The organism is Alistipes sp. D31t1_170403_E11 (assembly GCF_015553985.1).
GTDB lineage: Bacteria > Bacteroidota > Bacteroidia > Bacteroidales > Rikenellaceae > Alistipes > Alistipes montrealensis.
This window is the reverse complement of the sequence record NZ_JADNHQ010000004.1, coordinates 453,606-474,648: the sequence shown is the minus strand read 5'-3', so window position 1 is coordinate 474,648 and position 21,043 is coordinate 453,606. Positions and strand designations below refer to the sequence as shown.

The window sequence follows — 21,043 nt, the reverse complement described above, 5'->3', positions numbered from 1 at the left end:
TCCAGGTCCTTTCTACATAGGCGCGTATTTTTATTGTTTTTTCGGGTGTTTGGGAATGATCGTTATGTGACGCCCGGCGCAGACATAGTCCATCTCCACGACGAGCGACATGGCTTTGAGTATCTCCTCGATATTTTCCTTGCGGTCCAGTTTGAACGACATGCGTACGTGCTGCACCCACTCGTCCGGCGCGTCGATCTCGACGGCATACCAGCGTTCGAGATTGGTGAGAATATCGCCCAGCGGCGTATCGTCGAACGACAGCGAGCCGCCCATCCACTGCGAGTAGTTCTGCGTCGAAACCGCCGAGCGCGAGGCCCGGCCGCTCTTCTTGTCGAAAACCAGCCTGTCGCCGGGTTTCAGCGTCACGGGCGCCGGCAGGCGGCCGCCGTAAGCGCGGATACTGCCGCTGCAAAGGATCGCTTCCGTCGTGGCGAACTCCTCGTAGTTGATCACGTCGAACTCCGTACCGAGCACCTCGATATTCATGTCGTTCATCTGCAGGATGAAGGGACGTTCCGCGTCGTGCCGTACCTTGAAGAATCCCTCGCCGCTGAGCTCCACCACCCTGCGGCGTCCTTTCAGGTCGCCGTAATAACGGAGCACACTCCCGGCATTGAGCCAGATTTGCGTACCGTCGGGCAGCATATACTCGCCCTTGTCGTGGGCCGAAGTCACGATATTGGTCTGCACTTTCGTTTGCAGGTAATTTTTCACGACGACGTAGTTTGCCCCGATCGCGAACAGCAGTACGGCGGCCGCAGCAGCTACGATGCGCCGAATGTGGCGCAGGCGGAACCTCTCGTCGCGGCGCATCGCCTCGTGGAGCCGTTCGAGTTTGCGCTCCCGGCCCGCATGCTCTTCGACATGGAGTCCGTTCCAATACGCTTCCAGTTCCCGCTCCTTCTCGTCGCGCGAGGCAGGATCGCGCAGCCAGCCCGCGAAGCGCTGCTGCACCTCCCGGGGCATATCGTTGCCGAGGAAGGTCTCAATAATGTTTTTTACTCGATTTACAGACATAACAATCTTTCCCGTTTCATAGATAAGACGGTTTGAGCGTACGATACGCACGCCTGAAAAACAAAAAAGTTTTTTTTAGATGAAGAACAGGATCAGTGTGACGAGTTTGCGCAGCTCGGAGAGGGCCCTCGAAATCTGGTTTTCGACCGTACGGATGCTGATCGAGAGCTGCCGGGCAATCTCCTCGTTGGCAATTCCCTCCTCACGGCTCATGCGGAAAATACGACGGCGCTGCCCGGGCATCTTCTCCACGGCCAACTGAATCAGCAGCAGCAGGTCGCGGTTGTCCACGTCGGGCAATTCGTATTCGGGCAGCAAATTGACCTGTTTGGCGAAGTTCATCCGCACCGTACGGCTGTCGAAACGGTCGTAGACGGCATTGCGGGCCATCCGGAACAGATAAGGGCCAAACACGGTAACGCCAGCCATCGAAGTGCGGTTCTGCCAGATTTTCAGGAACAGGTCGTGGGTGATGTCCTCGGCCTCGGCCCGGTCCTTGAGCATGCGGCACAGGAATTCCTCCGTCTTCGCCGCATACCTCATATAGAGAGCGTCGAACGACGCACGGTCGCCGCGGGCAAGTTTTTCAAGCAGTATTCTTTCGTCTTCCATGGAAATCGCCGAACATGAACAGGCGGGGTAAAAGTAATAATTTTTTACTACTTGGTTACAGTCTGTGCAAAATTTAGTCTTTTTTCACCGGAGCATCCTACAAAAAGCGCATTTCGAAATTCGGGACGAAAAAACAGCGTTTGTTTCGAATATCGAAAATAGCCGACACGGGATCGTCGCATTTCGAAAACTAAGATGCAACAAAAAATTTTATCCACGAAATTAGAACATAACACGATGAAATATTTCGTTTTCCGACTTGGTTCTTCCGATGAAATGGAGTACGTTTGTATCAGTTCCGAGAGGGACTATGAAGAATTCAGTTTGCATGTAGTGACGCCCACAGAAGTTGGAAGGATTGCTAAACAGTGACGCAACTATGTTCCGCACATCCGGAAGCTTCGGAGGGGAGGGTTGGGAAATCCTCCCCTTTCTTTTTGTACCTGTACGAACCCTCCGCCCTTAGCCCAGCAAACTGACGATTTCGCGCTGGCGCTTGAAATAGTGGATGCGCCGCAGCTCTCCGCTGCCGGATATGAGCGTCGAAAACCGGCTCTGGGTCTTAATCCATTTTTTCACATATTCATACATCTGCGGATCGGGCGTCCGCAGCCCGTTCAGCGAGAACAACCCGATGTTCACGGCCTGGTGTTTACTGGTCGTGACATAGCTGTACGACGATTCGAGGTCGATATCCGAAAGGTACAGGAAGACCTTGTTCCCGTTCGGAAATTCCCCGTTGACGGCCAGTTTCTCCATTTCGTCGAGCATCCCGAACAACTCGTCCCGCAGCACCCGGACGCTCTCCGGCGAAATCAGGTGCATCTCCCGGTATGCACGCAGGGCGTTGAGCCAGTGCATGAAATTACTGTCGTCGAAAATCAGGTAGGTCGTCGCGACCGACTGCGCCCACACGACATATTCCTGGCAGTTGCGCTGCAGTTTTTCGGGGAGTTTCAACTCCTCGAAGGTCCTCACCGCCGGATCGCCCACCTCGTGCTGGTAGAGCCACTTGAAGAGTTTGAAACGGTTCAGATTCTCGTATTTGCCGTAAAATTCCGCAGGCAGCGAATTGCTGGCTGTTGCGAATTCGGTCACGGGATCCGACGACACTTCGCGCATAAAGGCGATGTCACGCTCCAAGATCTCGTTATAGGTTTCGAGCGGCGATGTAAACTCCTTGAATTTGAGTTGGAACGACACGTTCTCCGTTGCCGCCAGCCCCAATACCCGGTCGAGCGAAAAGTGCATTTCTGCACACAGCAGACATGCCTCGCCGAAGGTGAACGGCACTTCGCCGCGCAGTCTGCGGTAAGCAGCTTCGCGGCCTATATTCAGGATATCCATGAGCATCACGGCCGGATTCGAATGGTGCGGCGTATGTGCATGGATCGCCTCGATCAATGCTGCATTCGATTTTTCAAGCATAGGTGTAGTCAAAAAAATTCTCTTCCCAGTTTGCAAAGATACGAAAAATAATTCGGAAACAGCAATTTGCGGTTCCACCCCGGGGATAAAGCAAAGGAGGGCCCGCGGGCCCTCCTTTGCTGACAGCATGCGGATTCGTTATTTTCCGAGTCCCATTTTCTCGATGAGGGCTTTGGTTTCGGGCTTGTGGCCGCGGAAACGCACGTAGAGCTCCATCGGATGCTCCGTGCCGCCCTTCGAGAGGACATTCTCGCGGAACGACGACGCCACTTCGCGGTTGAAGATGCCTTTCTCCTTGAAGAGCGAGAAGGCGTCGGCTTCGAGTACCTCGGCCCACTTGTAGCCGTAATACCCGGCCGCATAACCGCCCGAGAAGATATGTCCGAACGAGGGGGCCATCGCCGTTCCGGGAACGACGGGCAGTACCTGCGTCGGGGTCATCGAAGCAGCTTCGAACTCCACCACGTCGCCTTCGAAAGGCTCCGTGAGCGTATGCCATGCCATGTCGGTCAGGCCGAACGACAACTGGCGGACATTGCTGTAAGCAGCCAGGTAATTCTGCGCAGCGACGATGCGGTCGACCAGATCGGCGGGAATCGGCTCCCCGGTCTCGTAATGCACGGCCCACAGGTCGAGGAACTCCTTCTCGGTAGCCCAGTTCTCCATCAACTGCGAAGGCAGCTCCACGAAGTCGCGGTATACGCTCGTTCCGGTCTGCGATTCGTATTTGCCCTCGCCCAGCATGCCGTGCAGGGCGTGGCCGAACTCGTGCAGGAAGGTTTCCAGTTCATCGAACGTCAGCAGCGAGGGGGCCGTTTCGGTCGGCTTGGTGAAATTCATCACCAGCGACACCAGCGGACGGGTCTCCTCGCCGTCTTCGATCTTCGCGCCGCGGAACTCGGTCATCCACGCCCCCGAACGCTTCGATTCGCGGGGGAAGAAATCGAGGTAGAGGACCGCCATGAAACGGCCGCTCTCGTCCGTCACGTCGTAAGCCGTCACGTCGGGATGGTAAACCCCGATCTTGTCGTTGGGCGTGAAATTCAGCCCGTAGAGCTTGTTGGCCAGCATGAAGACGCCCTTCTTCACGTTTTCGAGTTTCAGGTAAGGTTTCACCAACTCGGTGTTCAGGGCATATTTCTCATCCTTGTATTTTTCGGTGTAGTAAGACCAGTCCCAGGGCATCAGTTGTCCTTTGAAGCCGAGCGATGCGGCGTAGTCGCTCACCATGCGGTAGTCGGCATCGGCATAGGACTTGGTCGCCGTCAGCAACTCTTCGAGGAAAGCATTGACCGTCGGGGTGTTCTCGGCCATGCGCCGTTCGAGCACATAATCCGCATAGCATTTGTAACCCAGCAGGTTGGCGATTTTCAGACGCGTGTTGGCGATCTTTTTCACGTTTTCGCAGTTGTCGAACTCGCCGCCCAGCGCGATCGTACTGCGGGCCCGCCAGAGTTTCTCTTTCAGGTCCCGGTTCGACGAATAGGTCATGAACGGCAGGTAACTGGGCTGTTGCAGCGTCACGGTCCAGCCTTTCTCGCCGCGGGCCTTGGCATCGGCGGCCATACCCTCCTTCACGAAAGCAGGCAGTTCGGCCACCACCTTCGGATCGGTGATGTTGAGCGTGAAGGCATTGGTTCCGGCCAGTGCGTTCTGCCCGAACTGGAGCGTCAGCGCCGAGAGTTCGGAGGAGTACTTGCGGTAAAGCTCTTTATCGGCATCGGACAGGGCCGCACCGCTGCGCGCGAAACCCTGGTAGGTGTCTTCGAGCAGCTTTTTATCCTCTTTTTTGAGGCGTCCCGGATGCTCGTAAACATATTTTACCCGGGCGAACAGCTCGGGATTGAGCGAAAGGTCGTTCGAGAACTCGGTCAGTTTGGGCTGCACACGCAGGGCGATCTCCTGCATTTCGTCCGACGTGTCGGCTTCGAGCAGGTTGAAGAAAATGCCCGAAATGCGGTTCAGCAACTCCCCCTGGCGCTCCAGCGCCACAATCGTATTGCCGAAGGTCGGCTTTTTGGGGTTGTTGACGATCGCATCCACCTCGGCGCGCGAGCAGGCGATCGCAGCGTCGAACGCCGGTTCATAGTCCGAAAGTTCGATCTCGGAAAACGGCGGGGTCTGGTGGGGCGTATTCCACGCCGCCAGGAGGGGATTCGACAGATCAAGTTCGGGCAGTTGCGCTTTGGGGATCGAATTGTCGGCGCAGCCTGCCGCCATAGCGGAAAATGCCATAATTACCAGTGCTTTTTTCATTTTATATCAGTTATGCGGTTTCTTCTCGATGGGTTACAGGTCAGATTTCGGGGGCAGCGGGCGCGGCGTCTTCATCGGACGGTTCGGGTTCGTCCAGCAGGCCGCGGCTGCGGAGCATCGCTTTCTTGTCGGGGTCCTTGCCGCGGAAATCGCGGTACATCGTCATACCGTCCTCCGAACCGCCGCGGGCGAGCACCTTGCGGCGGAAATCGTCGGCGATCTTCTTGTTGAACAGGTCGCCGCTCTCGCGGAAAGCCTCGAACGTATCCTTGTCGAGCACCTCGGCCCACGTATAAAAATAGTAGCCTGCCGAGTAGCCCCCGTCGAAGATGTGCGAAAAATAGGGATAGTGGTAGCGCGGCTCGATCTGCGGGATCAGTCCGCGTTTTTCGGTCAGGGACTTGCGCTCGAACTCCATCGGGTCGAAAGGCGCATACTCGGTCATCGAATGGATATCCATGTCCGAAAGCGACGAAGCGATCAGTTCGGTCGTCATAAACCCTTGGTTGAAGAGTTCGCTGCGGTGCAGTTTTTCGACCAGGTATTTCGGGATCACCTCGTTCGAGCGGTAATGAACGGCATACTGCTTCAGCACTTCGGAGTCGAACGCCCAGTTCTCCATCAACTGCGAAGGCAGTTCCACGAAGTCGCCTTCGACCTCCGTGAGGCCGCGGTACTTCACGTCGTGGAACAGGAAGTGGAGCGCATGTCCGAACTCGTGGAACAGCGTCTCGGTCTCGTCGAGCGTCAGCAGCGCGGGGGTATCGCCCACCGGGCGCGTGAAGTTGCAGACGATCGACACCACGGGCGCCACACGCTTGCCGTCCTCGTAAGTCTGCTCGACATAATTGCCGCACCAGGCGCCCTGGCTCTTGCCGTCGCGCGGGAAGTAGTCGAAATAGAGTACGCCCAGGTGCGACTGGTCGACATCGAGCACCTCGTAAGCCGTGGCGTCGGGGTGGTACAGCGGCACGACGATCGGCCGGAACGTGATGCCGTAAAGGCGGTTGGCCAGGAAGAAAATGCCTCCCTGCACGTTCTCCAGCGAGAAATAGGGCCGCAGCATCTCCTCGTCGAGCGCATATTTCTGTTTGCGGACCTTCTCGGCGTAATACCACCAGTCCCACGAAGCGAACTCGCCGTCGGGGAAGTCCTTCTTGAACAACGCCTCCATCTCGGACAACTCGCCCTTGGCGCTTTCGAGCGCCGGGGTCCAGATCTCCTCCAGCAGGCCGTACACGGCGTCGGTCGTTCCGGCCATCTGGTCGGCCACGACGTAGGCGGCGTACGACGGATAACCCAGCAGGTGGGCCTTCTCCGTACGCAGGCGGATGAAGTCGTTGATCAGTTGCTTGTTGTCGTACTGGTCACCGTTGTTGCAGCGGTTGATATAGGCTTTGTAAATCTCCTCGCGCAGTTCGCGCTTCGAAGCATAGGTCAGGAACGGGATCAGGCTGGGTTTGTGCAGCGTAAAGACGTATTTACCCTTCCGCCCCATCGCCTCGGCCTTGTCGCGGGCCTGATCGCGGGCCGAAACCGGAACCCCGTCGAGGTCGGCCGCCGTAAGTTCCAGCGCATAGTTGTTGTTCTCGGCCAGGATGTTCTGTCCGAATTTCACCGACGTGAGCGACAACTCCTCGTTGATCGCCTTCAGGCGCGCCTTCTGCTCCGCGTCGAGCAGCGCTCCCGCACGTACGAAATCGCGGTAGGTCTTCTCCAGCAGGCGGCTCTGTTCGGCGTCGAGACCCAACGCGGCGCGCTGGTCGTAAACCGCCCGGATGCGTTCGAAAAGTTTTTCGTTGAGGCGGATCTTATCGCTGTGCGCCGCCATAAGGGGCATCACCTGCTCCTCAAGCGCCTGCATGGCCGGGGTATTCTCCGCGGCGCAGAGCATCCCGAAAATCAACTCTACCTGCGAAAGCATTTTCCCCGAATTGTCGTAGGCGAGGATGACGTTCTCGAACGTCGGGGCGTCGTTGTTCGACGTGATGGCGTCGATCTCGGCCTCGTGCAGTGACATGCCGCGTTCGAGCGCGGGCAGGAAGTGCCCGGGTTCGATCTTATCGAACGGCGGCACGCCGTAGGGAGTTTCCCAGGCAGAGAAAAATGGATTTTCACCTACGGTTTTCCCGGACTTGCAGGATACGAATGTCATAGCCAGAAAAAGTGTTAATAAAGCGGTGATACGTTTCATCGATCGTGTTATTTTATGTAACTTTGTCGCGCATTATTTGACAAAGTTATAATAAAAATCTGTAAATAAAATAAATAATACGTCTCCAACATGCAACTCTTTTACGCGCCGGACATCGTTCCCCCGCTCCATACGCTGAGCGAGGAGGAGTCGAAACACTGCATCCGAGTACTGCGGCTCCAGCGTGGCGGGCGCATTCATATAACTGACGGACGGGGCAATTTATTTTGTTGCGAAATCACCGACGACAACCCCAAACGCTGTACCGTGCGGGTTGTCAGCACCGAAGCCGGATTCGAAAAACTGCCCTACGCGCTGACGATGGCCGTCGCGCCGACCAAAAACTCGGACCGCTTCGAATGGTTTCTCGAAAAAGCCACCGAAGTAGGCGTCACGGCGTTCATCCCGTTAGAAACGGAACACAGCGAACGCCGGGTCTTCAAACCCGAACGGGGCGAAAAGGTCGTCACCGCGGCGCTCAAACAATCGCTCAAAGCCTACCGGCCGCTGCTGGAACCGCTCACGCCCTTCCGCGAAGCGGTGCTGCGCCCGTTCGAAGGCCGGAAGTTCATCGCCCACTGCGCCCCGGCCCAGTCGCCCGCCGGCAAAGCCTACCTGGCCCGGACACTCCGTCCGGGAGAGGCGGCCCTGGTTTTCATCGGTCCCGAAGGCGATTTTTCACCTGCGGAAATCGATTTTGCGCTGGCAAACGGTTTCGAAGAGATCACCCTCGGGCAGCAACGCCTGCGCACCGAGACCGCGGCCCTCACGGCTGTGGTCATGGCAGCGGTGGTCAACGGTTAGGAATACAATAATTGCGAAATATGTTTTTTCTCTATTCACTTCTCGCCCTGGGGGTGGTGGCGGCAGCCGTTTTTGCCGCGCCGCTGCGGTCCAAAGTCTGGACCGCACTGGCCCTCACGGCCGTCGGAGCCCTGTCGTGCTCGGCGCATGCCGTCGGGGTGCTCGCCGGAACCGCCCACGAGTTGCTGTGGTCGATCCCCGGCACGATTTTCGGCGGCGACACCGGCTCGATGGACAGCCTCTCGGCGCTGTTCGTTTTAATCATTTCGGTCGGTGCGGTCTCCGCAGTGCTCTACTCGCGGGGCTACCTCGAGCACTACCTCCGAAGCAAATCCCCGGCCCACATCTCGCTGCACTACACGGCGCTGGTGGTGATGTTTTACGCCATGCTGGGCGTGGTCCTCTCCGACGGAGGCTTCTCGTTCCTCTTTTTCTGGGAACTGATGACCGTGGCGTCGTTCCTGCTGATCCTTTTCGACGCCCAGCGTCGCGAGGTCCGGCGTGCGGCGCTCTCCTACCTGATCATGATGCACATCGGCTTCGTGCTGCTCATCGTGGGTTTCGTGCGGCTCGACGCCGTCTGCGGCGCCGCCTCGTTCAGCGCGCTGGGCGAATATTTCCGCACCGAACCGGCCCTGCCGCTGCTCATCGTCTTCCTCCTCGGCTTCGGCATGAAGGCGGGCCTTTTCCCGATGCACGTCTGGCTCCCGGAAGCACACCCCGCAGCCCCGTCCCACGTTTCGGCCCTGATGTCGGGCGTGATGATCAAGACGGGCATCTACGGCCTGCTGCGCGTCACGGCTGCGCTGGGCGAACAGCCCGCCCTGCACACCGCAGGGGTGATCCTGCTCACCGTAGGCATCGTTACGGGCGTCTGGGGCGTGATCCTCGCCGTCCTGCAAAACGACGTAAAGCGCCTGCTGGCCTACTCGTCGATCGAGAACGTCGGCATCATCCTCATCGGCCTCGGCATCGCCGCGCTGGGTAAGTCATCGGGCAACCAGCTCGTCGCGCTGTGCGGCATCGCGGGCGCCCTGCTGCACACGCTCAACCACTCGCTGTTCAAGACCCTGCTCTTCTTCGGCGCGGGCAACCTCCTCTCGCAAACCCGCACCACGTCGCTCGATGCGCTGGGAGGAGTGGCGAAGCATATGCCCCTCACGGCAATCCTTTTCCTCACGGGGACCGTGGCCATCTGCGCCCTGCCGCCCCTCAACGGCTTCATCTCGGAACTGCTCATCTACCTCGGGATGCTCGACGGCATCGCTTCGGGCAGCAACGTGCTGGCCTCCGCCGCCGGACTGGCCGCACTGGCCCTGATCGGCGGGCTCGTCGTCATGGCCTTCACCAAACTCTACGGCACGGTCTTCCTCGGCTCGCCCCGCACCCACGAGGTCGCCGAATCGACCGAAGCCGACAATTTCCGCATCGCCGCCATGGCCCTGCCGCTCGCAGGCATCCTCTTCGTCGGGCTTTTCCCCCGGGCGGCCGTCTCGGCCGTGACCCGCGCCGCAGGCTTCTTCCTCCGCACCCCTGCCGACGCCGCCGACTGGCTGCTCTCGCCCACGCTCTCCGCCGTAGGACGCACGGCATGGCTGCTGATTGCCGTGGTATGCCTGCTGCTTTGGCTCCGCCGCCGCACCCTGCGCACACGCACCGTCGCCAAAGGCCCCACCTGGGGCTGCGGCTTCACCGCGCCCAACGTGAGGATGCAGTACACGGGCGAATCCTTCTCCGAAGGGTTGCAGTCCATCGCCACGTCGCTGACCCAGAACAGCGGCGAAGGCTCCCCCGTGGGCAAGGGCGAAATCTTCCCTGCGGCCCACACGTTCGACATCGGCCACCGCGACCGCATCGGCAAACTCTTCTCCGCCTGGTGGGTCGAACTGCTGCGTATGATCAACCAGCGCGTGATGCGCCTGCGCACGGGCAAGATCAACCATTACATCCTCTTCGCACTGGCCTTCCTGGGGCTGGTGTTCCTGTTGTCGGTATTTAACATGATATAAAGATGGCAGTACTCAATACACTTCTGCTCCTGCTGGCAGCCCTCGCGATTCCGGGTCTGATCAACCGCACCCGGGCGCTCCTGGCGGGCCGCAAGGGCATCCGTTTCGCCCAGCACCTCTACGACGTACGCCTGCTGCTGCGCAAAGGCGCCGTCTACTCCCCTACCACTACGGCGCTGTTCCGCACGGCTCCGTCGGTCATGCTCGGCACGGCGCTCGTCGCCGCACTGCTGATCCCCGTCGGCGACCTGCCGCCGGTGCTCTCGTTCGACGGCGACCTCGTCGCCTTCGCCTACCTGCTGGCCCTGGGCCGTGTGGCCCTCATCCTGGCGGCCATGGACACCGGAAGTTCGTTCGAAGGCATGGGCGCCAGCCGCGAAGCGTTGTACGGCGCACTTGTCGAACCGGCCTTGATGCTGGTCTTCGGCACGCTGGCCCTGTTGTCGGGTTACACCTCCTTCGCCGCGATCTTCTCCGGCGACGCCGTGAACGGCGTGCAGCTCGTCGTCGTGCTGCTGCTCGCAGCCTACGTGCTGACGAAGATCGTCTTCACCGAAGCCGGGCGCGTGCCGGTCGACGATCCCCGCACGCACCTCGAACTGACGATGATCCACGAGGTGATGTGTCTCGACTACTGCGGCGTCGACCTGGCGTTCATCAAGATGGCCGGATGGCTCAAAACCGCCGCACTGTCGGTGATCGCAGCCAACGCCGTCGCCGCGACCTGCTGTCCCCGCTGGTGGGCGGCGGCCCCGCTCGCAGTGCTGATTACAGGACTTTCGGTGGGCATCGTCGAATCGACCCAGGCCCGCAACAAACTCGCCCGCAACACCACATTCATTCTCACCGTCGCCGCATTGGCCACCCTGGTCTTCTTCACGGGCTACCTGCTGCAACTTAACATCGGTATCCAATGATTCTGCCGCTGATTATCCTCTATGTCGTGACGCTCGTCTACCTGGCGATCACCGAACGGTTCCGCAACTTCGCGTCGCTGATCGGCCTTCAGGGGTGGCTGCTATTCGCCATCGCACTGGTGCGCCTGCACGCGATCAACCCCGCCGAGCTGGCCTTCATCGGCCTCGAAACCCTGCTTTTCAAAGGCATCCTCGTCCCGGGAATGCTCTTCGCCGTCATTCGCCGCACGAAGATCAACCGCGTGAGCCGCTCCGGCTCGACACAGTCGGGATCGCTCCTGCTGTCGCTCATGGCGCTGGCCGTGAGCGCCTCTGTCACCTACTACATCGCCGACACGACCATCGACCTGGTGTTCTTCGGCGTAGCCCTCTATTCGCTGCTGAGCGGCCTGATCCTGATCGTCATGCGCCGCCGCATCTTCTCGCACATGATCGGCTTCCTCGTGATCGAAAACGGCGTGTTCCTCTTTTCGACGGCTATCGGCGTCGAGATGCCGCTGCTGATCAACTTCGCCATCCTGCTCGACATCCTCATCTCGGTGCTGATGCTGGGCATCTTCTTCACCAAGATCGACGACAAGCTCCACGCCGACGACGCCGATTCGCTCACCAACGTAAAAGACTGACGCCATGATCTGTTACCTCATCCTCAGCATCCTCGTCGCCACAGCGGCCTTCACGGCCCGCCGCGAAAGCGTGCTGCGCCTCGCGGGCATCGTCTTCTACGCCGTGCAGGCTGCTTTTGCCGTCTGGATCGCCGCCGGAGGACTCTACGGGCAGACTTCGGCCGCCTGGTTCACCTTCGACGCTCCGGGTACGCTCTTCTACGCACTGCTCTGCATCGTCTCCGGTTTCGCCTTCTTCCACTCGAAGGCCAGCCTCCACGATTGCAGTTTCAGCCAGGTCCGCACCTACTCGGGACTCCTGATGCTCCTCACCACGGCCATCGCGGGGGCCTATTTCGCCTCGAACCTCGCCGTGACGTGGATTTTCATCGAAGCCACCACGCTCTGTTCGGCGGGCATCATCTACCACCGCCGCACGGCCCAGGCGCTCGAAGCGGCCTGGAAATACGTCTTCGTCTGCTCGACAGGTATCGCCATGGCCTACCTGGGCATCCTGCTGCTGGCCGCTGCGACCAAATGCGAGTCGCTCGGCTACGAGGCCGTAGCCGCCGCGGCCCCGGGCAGCAACGCCCTCTACCTGAAGACCGCCTTTTTGCTGATCCTCTGCGGTTACAGTTGCAAATGCGAACTGTTCCCGCTCTATACCGTGGGTATCGACGCTGCCTTCGCCGCCCCGGCGCCCGCCGCGGCATTGATCTCTACGGGACTGGTCAACGCCGGGTTCCTGGCCGTCTTCCGCATCTACAAACTGCTCGCCGCCACGGAGGTTTTCCCGTGGGTGCGCTCCGTACTGCTGCTCGTCGGCGTGCTGTCGCTCATGATCGGCGCGCTGTTCCTGCGCCGAACCAACAACTACAAGCGCTTCCTGGCCTACTCCACGGTCGAGAACATGGGTATCGCGGCCATCGGACTGGGCATCGGAGGCATCGGAGTCTGGGCCGCCGTGTTCCACGTCGTCTGCCACACGCTCGTCAAGAGCAGCCTGTTCCTCCAGATGGCCGTCGTGCGGCAGGTCTATGACAACTACCGCATCAACCGCATCGGCGACTACATCCACATCAACCGCGTGGGTGCTGTCGGGCTGCTCACGGGCATGGTCCTCATGGTAGCCTTCCCGCCGTCGCCGTTCTTCCTCTCCGAGTTGATGATTCTCAAGCAAACCATCGCCGAAGGGCGCTGGTGGCTCGTCGCCGGAATGCTCCTGCTCCTGTGCATCGTCATCTATTCCTTCTGCTCGCGCCTGCTGCGCCTCTGCTACCAGCCCAACCAGGACGAACTGCATCCCTCGAAAACCGCCCGCACGCTGTCGTGGTCGGCACTGTCGCTGCTCGCCGCCGCCATCGTGCTGGGCCTCTGGCAACCGCAATTCCTCCTGACGCTGATCGACCAAATCGTTTCGCTATGAATTACTACGTAACCGACAATACCGCCCGTGCCGTATCGTTGAGCGACATCCCCGAAGTCTCCTACGCCGTATTCTACGAGGACCTTTCGGCACGGCTCGCCGATGCGCGCTACCATGTGGCCCACTATTTCGCCCTTCCCGCAGGCGACAGGATGCGTTTTTTCTGCCTCCTGCTCGACGACGCAGAAAACCGGGTTCTGATCACCTCGCACGCTACGGATTATTACGACGAGGCCGAACTCCCCTCGCTCACGGCCCGGCATCCGCAGATGCACCCCTTCGAGCGCGACATCGCCGAGCGCTACGGCATCCGCTTCGAAGGCATGCCGTGGCCCAAGCCCCTGCGATTCCCCGCCGAGCGCTACGACCGCCGCAGTTCGATCGAAAATTATCCCTTCTACACGATGGAGGGCCGTTCGCTGCATGAAGTCAACGTCGGACCGATCCACGCAGGCGTCATCGAACCGGGTGCTTTCCGCTTCATCTGCAACGGCGAGCAGGTCCTGCACCTCGAAATCGCGCTGGGCTACCAGCACCGGGGCGTCGAACAGGCCTTCGAAACGACGACTAACCGTCTGCGGCAGGCGTGCCTCGCCGAAGCCGTCGCCGGGGACAGCGCCGTGGCGCACGCCACAGCCTTCGCCCAGGCCGTCGGGAAACTCTCCGGCTTCCAACACCCCGAACGCCTCGAACGCGAACGCGCCGTAGCCCTCGAACTCGAACGCATGGCCATGCAGATCGCCGACACGGGCGCGCTGTGCATGGACGTGGGTTATCAACTCGGGCAAGTGGCCTCGGAAGCTCTGCGCACCCTGACCATCAACACCACCCAGGCATGGTGCGGCAACCGCTTCGGCAAAGGGCTGATCCGCCCCCAGGGAACCGACCATCCGCTGACAGCCGAAAAGTCGGCGATGATCCGCCGCAACGTACGCGAAATCGCCCGCCGCTACGACCAGGTGCGCCGCGATATCAAGTCGTCGCCTACGCTGCTGGCACGCTTCGAGCAGTGCGGCATCGTTCCGCGCGACGAGATGCAGCGCATCGGCGGCGTGGGACAGGCGGCCCGCGCAAGCGGTCTGGCCCGCGATATCCGCACTTCGCATCCGTGGGGTGTCTTTGCCGGACCGCTGCGCCATGAAAGCATCGTCCGTACGCAGGGCGACGTGATGGCCCGGCTGATGGTGCGCAGCCGCGAGGTGCTGCAATCGGCCGAATACATCGGCCGCCTGCTGGAAACCGGCGAACAGGAACGCACCGCGGCGGAAAATTCCGCCCCCGACTACACGGCGCCGCTGGCCCCGTCGTCGCTCGCGTTCGGGCTTGTCGAAGGGTGGCGCGGCGAGACCTGCCACGTCCTGCTGACCGACGCCGAAGGCCGCATCGCCGCCTGCCGCATCAAGGACCCGAGCCTGCACAACTGGCTGGCGCTGGCCCTCGCCGTACGCAGCGAAGGCATCTCCGACTTCCCGATCTGCAACAAGAGTTTCAACCTCTCCTACTGCGGGCACGATTTATGATTTTTAATGCTTAATTTTGCGGATATGATCTTTCCGAAAATAAAGGTGTTGCACAGCCACGGACGGCAGGCGATTCCCGATCTCGACGCCGTGGAACTCACTCCGGAGTTCCGGGGCCGTCCCGTGCTGACCGCCACCGAAGACACCGGCGACACGGAGCGCGCCGCCGCCATATGCCCCACGGGAGCCCTCACGGCCGCGCCCCTGGCGCTCGACCTGGGACGCTGCCTCTTCTGCGGCGAATGCGCCCGCATCGCGCCCCGCAACGTCCGCTTCACCAACGATTACCGCATCGGCTCGCCCACGCGCGAAGGCCTCGTCGTCCGTCCGGGCGATACGCGCATAGCCTTCGACGCCGAAAAGGTGCGCCCCGAAATCCGCCGCTGCTTCTCCCGCGCGCTCCAGTTGCGCGAAGTTTCGGCCGGAGGCGACGCCTCGGTCGAAATGGAACTGGGCGCCACGGGCAATGTCAATTTCGACCTCGGGCGTTTCGGCATCGGCTTCACCGCCTCGCCGCGCCATGCCGACGGCGTGGTGATCTCCGGCCCCGTCACGGCCAACATGGCCGAAGCGCTGGAAATCTGCTACGACGCCGTCGCAGAGCCCAAGATACTGGTCGCCTGCGGCACGGAGGCCTGCTCGGGCGGCCTGTTCGCCGACAGCCGCGCCGTCGACCGCACGTTCCTCGACGACCACACCCCCGACCTCTGGCTGCCCGGCGCACCGACCCACCCGATGACCTACATCGACGGCATGCTGAACCTGCTGGGCCGAAAAAAACGCGAATGACGATGCAACGGCTGAGCACCATATTTTTTTCGTTCCTGAAAATCGGAATGTTCACCTTCGGGGGCGGCTACGCCATGCTGCCGCTGATCGAGCAGGAGCTGATCACCAAACGCAAATGGATCGAGCAGAAGGAATTTCTGGACCTGCTGACCCTTGCGCAGTCGGTCCCCGGCCCCATCGCCGTCAACACGTCGGTATTCGTGGGTTACAAGGTCCGGGGATTCGGCGGGGCCGTCGCCGCCCTGCTGGGTTCGGTTCTGCCGTCGTTCGTCATCATCCTCGTGATCGCCATCTTCTTCGCCGACATCCGTCACAATCCGGTCGTCGACGCGGCCTTCAAGGGCATGCGCCCGGCCGTCGTGGCGCTGATCATCGGTCCGGTGATCTCACTGGCCCGCGGCATGCACTGGATCATGTTCATCGTCATCGCCGCCGCAGCCCTCGCCATCTGGTGGCTCGACTGGTCGCCGATCTACGTACTCGTCACAGCCGCGGCCATAGGCATCGCCTGGGAACTGGCGGTCGCAGGAAAGCACTGTCCCGAACGGAAAAAGAAAGATTAAAAGCATAGAACCATGAAAATCAGCCTATTCACCATAACGCTTTCCTGCATGCTGTTCGCCGCAGCGGCAAACAGCCGGGCCGTCGCCGGCGAACCGGCAACCGCCCCGAAAGCCGGAACGGAGCAGACGCAGGCGTTCTACACCGACTACTGCACATTCATAGCCCAAGGTCCGGATTCCGCCGCGGAGCCGAAACTTCGCGAATGCCTGACCCCGGAGACCCTGCGGAAAGTGACCCGAGTCCGCACCGAACAGCTCTACGACCCGATTATCCGGGCGCAGGATTTCGACACGGATGCCGTGGCGACGATCACCGTCACGCACGTCGACGGGGCATGGTATGCCGTAGCCTACCTCGACCGGTATAACAACAAGTGCGTCGTCATCCCCGTGAAAGCGACGGTGGAGAACGGCGCGCTGAAGATCACCGACATCACAATCCGATAACCGGCACACCGCAGGCATATGATTCTCTGGCAACTTTTTATCAGCTATCTCAAAATCGGATTCTTCGGATTCGGCGGAGGCTATGCCATGCTGTCGCTGATTCAGAACGAAGTAGTCGTACAGCACCAATGGATGACTGCCGCCGAATTCGCCGACATCGTCGCCGTTTCGCAGATCACCCCCGGGCCTATCGCCATCAACTCGGCCACCTATGTCGGTTACAGCGTCGGCATCCAGACCGGACACACCTGGTGCGGCATCCTCGGCTCCGTGATCGCCACCTTCGCCGTCTGCCTGCCGTCGCTGACGCTGATGATTCTCGTGGCGCGTTTTTTCATGAAACTCAAGGGAAACCGGCTGGTCGAAGGAGCCATGCGGGGCATGCGCCCCGTGGTGATCGGCATGATAGCCGCCGCAGCCCTGCTGCTGATCTTTCCCCACAGCACCGCCCCCGGCGACCAGAACTTCATCGACGCGTGGAGTTGGGTGCTCTTCGGCGGGGTTTTCATAGGCTCGTGGCGCAAGGTCAACCCCATCCTGCTGATCATCCTCTCGGCCGCGGCCGGAATCCTGATTTACTACGTATTCTAACCCAAACACACCATGAAGAAATCCTTAAAAAAGCGGTTTAAAAATTGGCATCTGGGCGACTATGTCCGCCAGTTCTCGATCGTTACGGGTGGCGTACTGCTGACGCTGTGGCTGACGGCCAAAATCGCCGACTCGGCAAAACAGAGGGAGGTGCGGCAGGCCATGCAGCTCGTCGTGCTCGAACTGCGCGACAACCTGCAAGTTATACAGGATTACAAATGGATGTACAACGACGAGAAACGGATCGCATACCGTCTGAAAGAGCTGGATTTTTCCCTCGACGGTCTCCCCGCCGACACGGTAGCTTACTATACCCGGCGGATCACCGGCGGCTTGGGAAAACCCTACCGCTTCCTGACCGACGCGCTGGAGATGTTCAAGACAACGGACATCGCGTCCGACATCGCCGACAAACAGATCGTCATCGACCTTCTGCGCTGCTACAACGAACTCGGGGCATTCGACAACTCGATGAATATCTACTACGACCAGCGCATGAAAGCCATCCTGCCCGAACAGATGGGGGAAACCCTGTGGTCTGCGGATACGAATATCGACAAGGCATTCGGCAAAATGCTCGCCAGCAAAAAGGTGCGGAACTGGCTCGGCATGATTCCGAGGGCTTTCGACACATACTATTTCGAGGCAAACGAAAAGAGACTCGAAGCGATGATTGTCAAACTGGAGAAACGCTACCAGTAGATCAGACGGCGGCAATCAGTGCGCCGCCCGTCAGCACCAGCATCAGGAACACGATGAGGAACAGCAGTCCCAGAATGGCGACGAAGGTTCCGATACAGCCCCAGCGCTGTCCGCCGCCCGGCAGCGGGTCGGTCAGCAGGGCGATGATCAGCCCCACCAGCGGTGTGAAAATCACACTGATCAGAAACGCCCAGCCGAAACCGATGCGGCGGTGACTGCCGATAATACCTACCAACACGGCGAGAAAACAGCCGCTCAGAACTCCGAATAACAGGGTTAGAATACTCATATCATGTGTTTTAATCCGATTCGACCCGGACAGCCCGGCAACGCAAACCGTGCACGCGCCTTCCGGCAATCGTTATAAACGGTCAGGGCTCGCTTTTGCCCCGCCCCGACCGCGAAACTTACCGTTTAAAGCGGTAATATGTTCCCAGGGGTAACTCTTTGCCGGCCCGGTCGGTGAAGCACAACTCGCCCCACTGCTCCTCGTGCGGCGCGCCGAATGCCTGCCTCACGGCCGTACGGGCCAGCGTCGACGACAATCCCATCGAATAGAGGTTCAGCACCAGGAATGCCCGCTGCGGTTCCAGCAACCGGGCACAGCAATCGAGCATTTCGCCGATATTGTCCTCCAGAATCCATTTCTCGCCGTTGGCTCCGCGCCCGTAAGCCGGGGGATCGAGGATAATCCCACGGTAGCGGCTGCCGCGGCGCACCTCGCGCTGAACGAATTTCAAGGCATCCTCGACAATCCACCGCACACCCTCCAGGCCGCTCAGCTCCATGTTCTCGCGCGACCAGGTCACCACCGGCTTTACCGAATCGACATGCGTCACCTCGGCCCCGGCAGCCCGCGCCGCGAGCGTCGCGCCGCCCGTATAAGCGAACAGGTTCAGCACCTTGGGCGTAAAACCTCCCGCAGCGACCATCTCCCGGCAGTTGTCGTAGATGAAATTCCAGTTGGCCGCCTGCTCGGGGAAGATACCCACGTGTTTGAACGACGTGAGGGCCAGCCGCATGCGCAGCCGCATCTCCTTATAGGCATACTCCACCACCCAGCGGTCGGGCATCTTCTCGCCGAGACACCACTGCCCGTGCTCGTCGCTGCGCGCGTCGCGCAGGAACGAAGCGTCGGCCGTTTGCCGCCACTCTTCTTCGGAGAGTGTCCGCCGCCAGATGGCCTGCGGCTCGGGACGGCGCGTCACATAGCGCCCGAAACGTTCCAGTTTCTCGAAATCGCCCGTGTCGAGCAATTCATAATCCCCGAAATCGGGTGTAAGCTGTTCCTGCATAAAGTTCGTATTGCAATCGGTTATAAACTTTCCAAAGCCCGCTTCCCGAGCGGTTCGTCGATCAGGGACATTTCGCATGCCGCGCAGTCGAATTCCAGCCGGTAACGGTATGCGCCGCGTTCGAGATAAAGGTCGCCGCGAAGCCGCGGACGCTCCCGGAGGCATTCGCCGATCTCACGGCGAATGCAGTAGGACGAGTGCATCACACGCCGCCCGGCAGTAGCCGGCGCAAGGTCCAGCCCCCGCTCGATCGTCCGGACCCCGTGATCCCTGTAAAACGCTTCGGCCAGCCGGTTGGTCACATTCTCTTCGGCCGCAAGCTGCTCCGAGGGGTATTTCGCAGCGGGGTCCCCGGACAGGATACGGTGTTCCGGCGTCCGCTTCCGGCGGGCCTCAGCCAGCCCGGAAAGTCCTTCGCGTCGCAGTTCCGCCGCCAGTGACGCAGGCACGAACCACTCCGCACCCCGCACTTCGACCTCCCGGACCAAAAAAATCGTATCGCCGCCCTTCATCGCCTGCGTACGCAGCGCAGCGGCATTGGCATCGGAATTTTTCGCCCGATCGAGTTTCACGCTCCGTTCCGCCGAAGCCGTCACCCCCTCGCAATCTGCATAGGTAATCCGAATCCCCTCCGCCGTCGCCTCCGCCACGGCCCTGGCCGGAATGACCCGCCGCGTACGGCTGCGTTCCAGCGCCAGCGTGAAACGGCGGTCGAAATTCCGGTACACCTCCGCACCGGGGATGATCCCCTCCATGCGGTTGGGCGTGATACGATTGCCGTCCACGGCGTTGACGTTGGTTCCGGTCACGCCGCGCGGCGTGATGAAGCAGATACCGTCGCCCGGCGCCAATTCCGCCTCCCCGAGAAGCATAAAACCATTCGGGAAAACCTTCGCCACGCGGCCCACCCGTTCGCCGACGGCCTTCGGAGTGTCGAACGAAGCCACTCCGGCCCGCTTTCCGGAGAGGAAATAAGCCGACTCCCCGCGTGTAAAACTTTTCGACGGGTCGGGCCTGAAATCCGGAACGCTCTCGCCGACGGACGACCGTACGAATCCAGGACGCACGGCCAGTGCCTCGTCGACCGCCCGGCGGTAATAAGCCACAACGTTCTTGACATAAGAGAGATCCTTCAACCGACCTTCAATCTTGAATGAGGTAACGCCCGCATCCAGCAGGTCGCCAATGGATTCCGAAAGATTCAGATCGCGTACCGACAACAGGTGCTTCCCGGCGATATACGTCCGGCCCTTTCCGTCGGTCAGGTCCCACGTCAGGCGACAGGGCTGGCTGCACGCACCACGGTTGCCGCTGCGCTCGGACATCGACCGCGACAGGAAACAACGGCCGCTGTATCCCACGCAGATCGCTCCATGGACAAAACACTCCACTTCGGCCGCCGTAGCGTCGCAGATGGCCCGAATCTCCTCCAGCGACAGGTTGCGCTCCAGGATCACCCGGGCGAACCCGACCTCCCCCAGAAACCGCGCCCCCTCGGGAGTCCGGTTGCAGACCTGCGTCGAGGCATGCAGTTCCACCGGAAGATCCATCTGCCGCAGGGCCATGTCCTGCACGATCAGCGCATCGATCCCCGCCGCGATCAGTTCGCGGGCCTGTCGTTCGGCAGCCTCCAACTCACCGTCCCACAACAACGTGTTGAGCGTCGCATGAACCCTCACGCCGAAACGGTGGGCATACTCCGCAACCCGGGCGATCTCTTCTACGGAGTTTCCCGCGGCCTGCCGCGCACCGAATTTCGCACCGCCGATATAGACGGCATCGGCGCCGTAATCCACAGCGGCCACTGCCGAGGCAAAGTCTTTGGCGGGCGCCAACAATTCGACGGTTTTCATCATTTTCTTTTT

The 21,043-nt window shown here is 60.4% G+C and carries 19 protein-coding genes; 11 read left to right on the top strand and 8 right to left on the bottom strand.

The window, feature by feature from the left end:
- Window positions 1–30: 30 nt before the first annotated feature.
- The 5 genes from I2E69_RS11170 to I2E69_RS11150 all read right to left on the bottom strand — a co-directional run bounded on the left by I2E69_RS11170 (window position 31) and on the right by I2E69_RS11150 (window position 7,471).
- Window positions 31–1,020: a FecR family protein gene (locus I2E69_RS11170; RefSeq protein ID WP_229095466.1), complete on the bottom strand. Its 990-nt coding sequence runs from the start codon at window positions 1,018–1,020 to the stop codon at window positions 31–33.
- A gap of 75 nt (window positions 1,021–1,095) precedes the next feature.
- Window positions 1,096–1,632, bottom strand: a complete 537-nt coding sequence (locus I2E69_RS11165; protein ID WP_195461284.1) for an RNA polymerase sigma-70 factor — start codon at window positions 1,630–1,632, stop codon at window positions 1,096–1,098.
- 462 nt (window positions 1,633–2,094) lie between these two features.
- On the bottom strand, window positions 2,095–3,060 hold the full coding sequence (locus I2E69_RS11160; protein ID WP_195461283.1) for a hypothetical protein: 966 nt from the start codon (window positions 3,058–3,060) through the stop codon (window positions 2,095–2,097).
- Window positions 3,061–3,198: 138 nt separating this feature from the next.
- Window positions 3,199–5,280 carry a M3 family metallopeptidase gene (locus I2E69_RS11155; protein WP_195461336.1) on the bottom strand — a complete coding sequence of 694 codons (2,082 nt, stop codon included), beginning with the start codon at window positions 5,278–5,280 and terminating at the stop codon, window positions 3,199–3,201.
- Between the two features lie 76 nt (window positions 5,281–5,356).
- The gene (locus I2E69_RS11150) at window positions 5,357–7,471 is read right to left on the bottom strand and encodes a M3 family metallopeptidase (protein WP_229095465.1); all 2,115 of its coding nucleotides are present in this window, start codon (window positions 7,469–7,471) and stop codon (window positions 5,357–5,359) included.
- A 129-nt stretch (window positions 7,472–7,600) separates the two neighbouring features.
- On the opposite strand from I2E69_RS11150, the gene I2E69_RS11145 reads away from it, so the two are divergent.
- The 11 genes from I2E69_RS11145 to I2E69_RS11095 are packed head-to-tail and all read left to right on the top strand — an operon-like array spanning window position 7,601 to window position 17,883.
- Window positions 7,601–8,314 (top strand): 16S rRNA (uracil(1498)-N(3))-methyltransferase, encoded by a 714-nt coding sequence (locus I2E69_RS11145; protein ID WP_195461281.1) that lies wholly within the window; start codon window positions 7,601–7,603, stop codon window positions 8,312–8,314.
- A 20-nt stretch (window positions 8,315–8,334) separates the two neighbouring features.
- On the top strand, window positions 8,335–10,323 hold the full coding sequence (locus tag I2E69_RS11140) for a proton-conducting transporter membrane subunit (protein WP_195461280.1): 1,989 nt from the start codon (window positions 8,335–8,337) through the stop codon (window positions 10,321–10,323).
- Between the two features lie 2 nt (window positions 10,324–10,325).
- Window positions 10,326–11,240 carry a respiratory chain complex I subunit 1 family protein gene (locus I2E69_RS11135; protein ID WP_195461279.1) on the top strand — a complete coding sequence of 305 codons (915 nt, stop codon included), beginning with the start codon at window positions 10,326–10,328 and terminating at the stop codon, window positions 11,238–11,240.
- Window positions 11,237–11,866 (top strand): hypothetical protein, encoded by a 630-nt coding sequence (locus I2E69_RS11130; RefSeq protein ID WP_195461278.1) that lies wholly within the window; start codon window positions 11,237–11,239, stop codon window positions 11,864–11,866. Before I2E69_RS11135 ends, I2E69_RS11130 begins: the two co-directional genes overlap by 4 nt.
- A gap of 4 nt (window positions 11,867–11,870) precedes the next feature.
- Window positions 11,871–13,271, top strand: a complete 1,401-nt coding sequence (locus tag I2E69_RS11125; protein WP_195461277.1) for a complex I subunit 5 family protein — start codon at window positions 11,871–11,873, stop codon at window positions 13,269–13,271.
- Window positions 13,268–14,791: an NADH-quinone oxidoreductase subunit C gene (locus I2E69_RS11120; protein WP_195461276.1), complete on the top strand. Its 1,524-nt coding sequence runs from the start codon at window positions 13,268–13,270 to the stop codon at window positions 14,789–14,791. The genes I2E69_RS11125 and I2E69_RS11120 overlap by 4 nt, the downstream gene beginning before the upstream one ends.
- A 24-nt stretch (window positions 14,792–14,815) precedes the next feature.
- On the top strand, window positions 14,816–15,580 hold the full coding sequence (locus I2E69_RS11115; RefSeq protein ID WP_195461275.1) for an NADH:ubiquinone oxidoreductase: 765 nt from the start codon (window positions 14,816–14,818) through the stop codon (window positions 15,578–15,580).
- A gap of 2 nt (window positions 15,581–15,582) precedes the next feature.
- Window positions 15,583–16,143, top strand: coding sequence for a chromate transporter (locus I2E69_RS11110; protein WP_195461274.1), 561 nt, complete (start codon window positions 15,583–15,585; stop codon window positions 16,141–16,143).
- A gap of 12 nt (window positions 16,144–16,155) precedes the next feature.
- Window positions 16,156–16,590, top strand: coding sequence for a DUF3828 domain-containing protein (locus tag I2E69_RS11105; RefSeq protein WP_195461273.1), 435 nt, complete (start codon window positions 16,156–16,158; stop codon window positions 16,588–16,590).
- 18 nt (window positions 16,591–16,608) lie between these two features.
- Window positions 16,609–17,181: a chromate transporter gene (locus I2E69_RS11100; RefSeq protein WP_195461272.1), complete on the top strand. Its 573-nt coding sequence runs from the start codon at window positions 16,609–16,611 to the stop codon at window positions 17,179–17,181.
- 12 nt (window positions 17,182–17,193) lie between these two features.
- Window positions 17,194–17,883 (top strand): hypothetical protein, encoded by a 690-nt coding sequence (locus tag I2E69_RS11095; protein ID WP_195461271.1) that lies wholly within the window; start codon window positions 17,194–17,196, stop codon window positions 17,881–17,883.
- Between the two features lies 1 nt (window position 17,884).
- On the opposite strand, the gene I2E69_RS11090 is transcribed toward I2E69_RS11095, so the two are convergent.
- From I2E69_RS11090 to I2E69_RS11080, 3 genes are all read right to left on the bottom strand, one after another.
- The gene (locus tag I2E69_RS11090) at window positions 17,885–18,172 is read right to left on the bottom strand and encodes a hypothetical protein (protein ID WP_195461270.1); all 288 of its coding nucleotides are present in this window, start codon (window positions 18,170–18,172) and stop codon (window positions 17,885–17,887) included.
- Window positions 18,173–18,290: 118 nt separating this feature from the next.
- Window positions 18,291–19,178, bottom strand: coding sequence for a class I SAM-dependent methyltransferase (locus tag I2E69_RS11085; protein ID WP_195461269.1), 888 nt, complete (start codon window positions 19,176–19,178; stop codon window positions 18,291–18,293).
- A 20-nt stretch (window positions 19,179–19,198) separates the two neighbouring features.
- A complete protein-coding gene (locus I2E69_RS11080) occupies window positions 19,199–21,031 on the bottom strand; it encodes a peptidase U32 family protein (RefSeq protein WP_195461335.1) in 1,833 nt (610 codons plus the stop codon).
- Window positions 21,032–21,043 lie beyond the last annotated feature (12 nt).

Bases quoted from the DNA above. Each gene is read 5' to 3' on its own strand.
- I2E69_RS11155 (WP_195461336.1), bottom strand. From the start codon at position 5,280: ATGGCGGCAGGCTGCGCCGACAATTCGATCCCCAAAGCGCAACTGCCC.
- I2E69_RS11170 (WP_229095466.1), bottom strand. From the start codon at position 1,020: ATGTCTGTAAATCGAGTAAAAAACATTATTGAGACCTTCCTCGGCAAC.
- I2E69_RS11110 (WP_195461274.1), top strand. From the start codon at position 15,583: ATGCAACGGCTGAGCACCATATTTTTTTCGTTCCTGAAAATCGGAATG.
- I2E69_RS11150 (WP_229095465.1), bottom strand. From the start codon at position 7,471: ATGACATTCGTATCCTGCAAGTCCGGGAAAACCGTAGGTGAAAATCCA.
- I2E69_RS11135 (WP_195461279.1), top strand. From the start codon at position 10,326: ATGGCAGTACTCAATACACTTCTGCTCCTGCTGGCAGCCCTCGCGATT.
- I2E69_RS11105 (WP_195461273.1), top strand. From the start codon at position 16,156: ATGAAAATCAGCCTATTCACCATAACGCTTTCCTGCATGCTGTTCGCC.
- I2E69_RS11140 (WP_195461280.1), top strand. From the start codon at position 8,335: ATGTTTTTTCTCTATTCACTTCTCGCCCTGGGGGTGGTGGCGGCAGCC.
- I2E69_RS11145 (WP_195461281.1), top strand. From the start codon at position 7,601: ATGCAACTCTTTTACGCGCCGGACATCGTTCCCCCGCTCCATACGCTG.
- I2E69_RS11090 (WP_195461270.1), bottom strand. From the start codon at position 18,172: ATGAGTATTCTAACCCTGTTATTCGGAGTTCTGAGCGGCTGTTTTCTC.
- I2E69_RS11160 (WP_195461283.1), bottom strand. From the start codon at position 3,060: ATGCTTGAAAAATCGAATGCAGCATTGATCGAGGCGATCCATGCACAT.
- I2E69_RS11120 (WP_195461276.1), top strand. From the start codon at position 13,268: ATGAATTACTACGTAACCGACAATACCGCCCGTGCCGTATCGTTGAGC.
- I2E69_RS11125 (WP_195461277.1), top strand. From the start codon at position 11,871: ATGATCTGTTACCTCATCCTCAGCATCCTCGTCGCCACAGCGGCCTTC.
- I2E69_RS11165 (WP_195461284.1), bottom strand. From the start codon at position 1,632: ATGGAAGACGAAAGAATACTGCTTGAAAAACTTGCCCGCGGCGACCGT.
- I2E69_RS11095 (WP_195461271.1), top strand. From the start codon at position 17,194: ATGAAGAAATCCTTAAAAAAGCGGTTTAAAAATTGGCATCTGGGCGAC.
- I2E69_RS11080 (WP_195461335.1), bottom strand. From the start codon at position 21,031: ATGAAAACCGTCGAATTGTTGGCGCCCGCCAAAGACTTTGCCTCGGCA.
- I2E69_RS11115 (WP_195461275.1), top strand. From the start codon at position 14,816: ATGATCTTTCCGAAAATAAAGGTGTTGCACAGCCACGGACGGCAGGCG.
- I2E69_RS11100 (WP_195461272.1), top strand. From the start codon at position 16,609: ATGATTCTCTGGCAACTTTTTATCAGCTATCTCAAAATCGGATTCTTC.
- I2E69_RS11130 (WP_195461278.1), top strand. From the start codon at position 11,237: ATGATTCTGCCGCTGATTATCCTCTATGTCGTGACGCTCGTCTACCTG.
- I2E69_RS11085 (WP_195461269.1), bottom strand. From the start codon at position 19,178: ATGCAGGAACAGCTTACACCCGATTTCGGGGATTATGAATTGCTCGAC.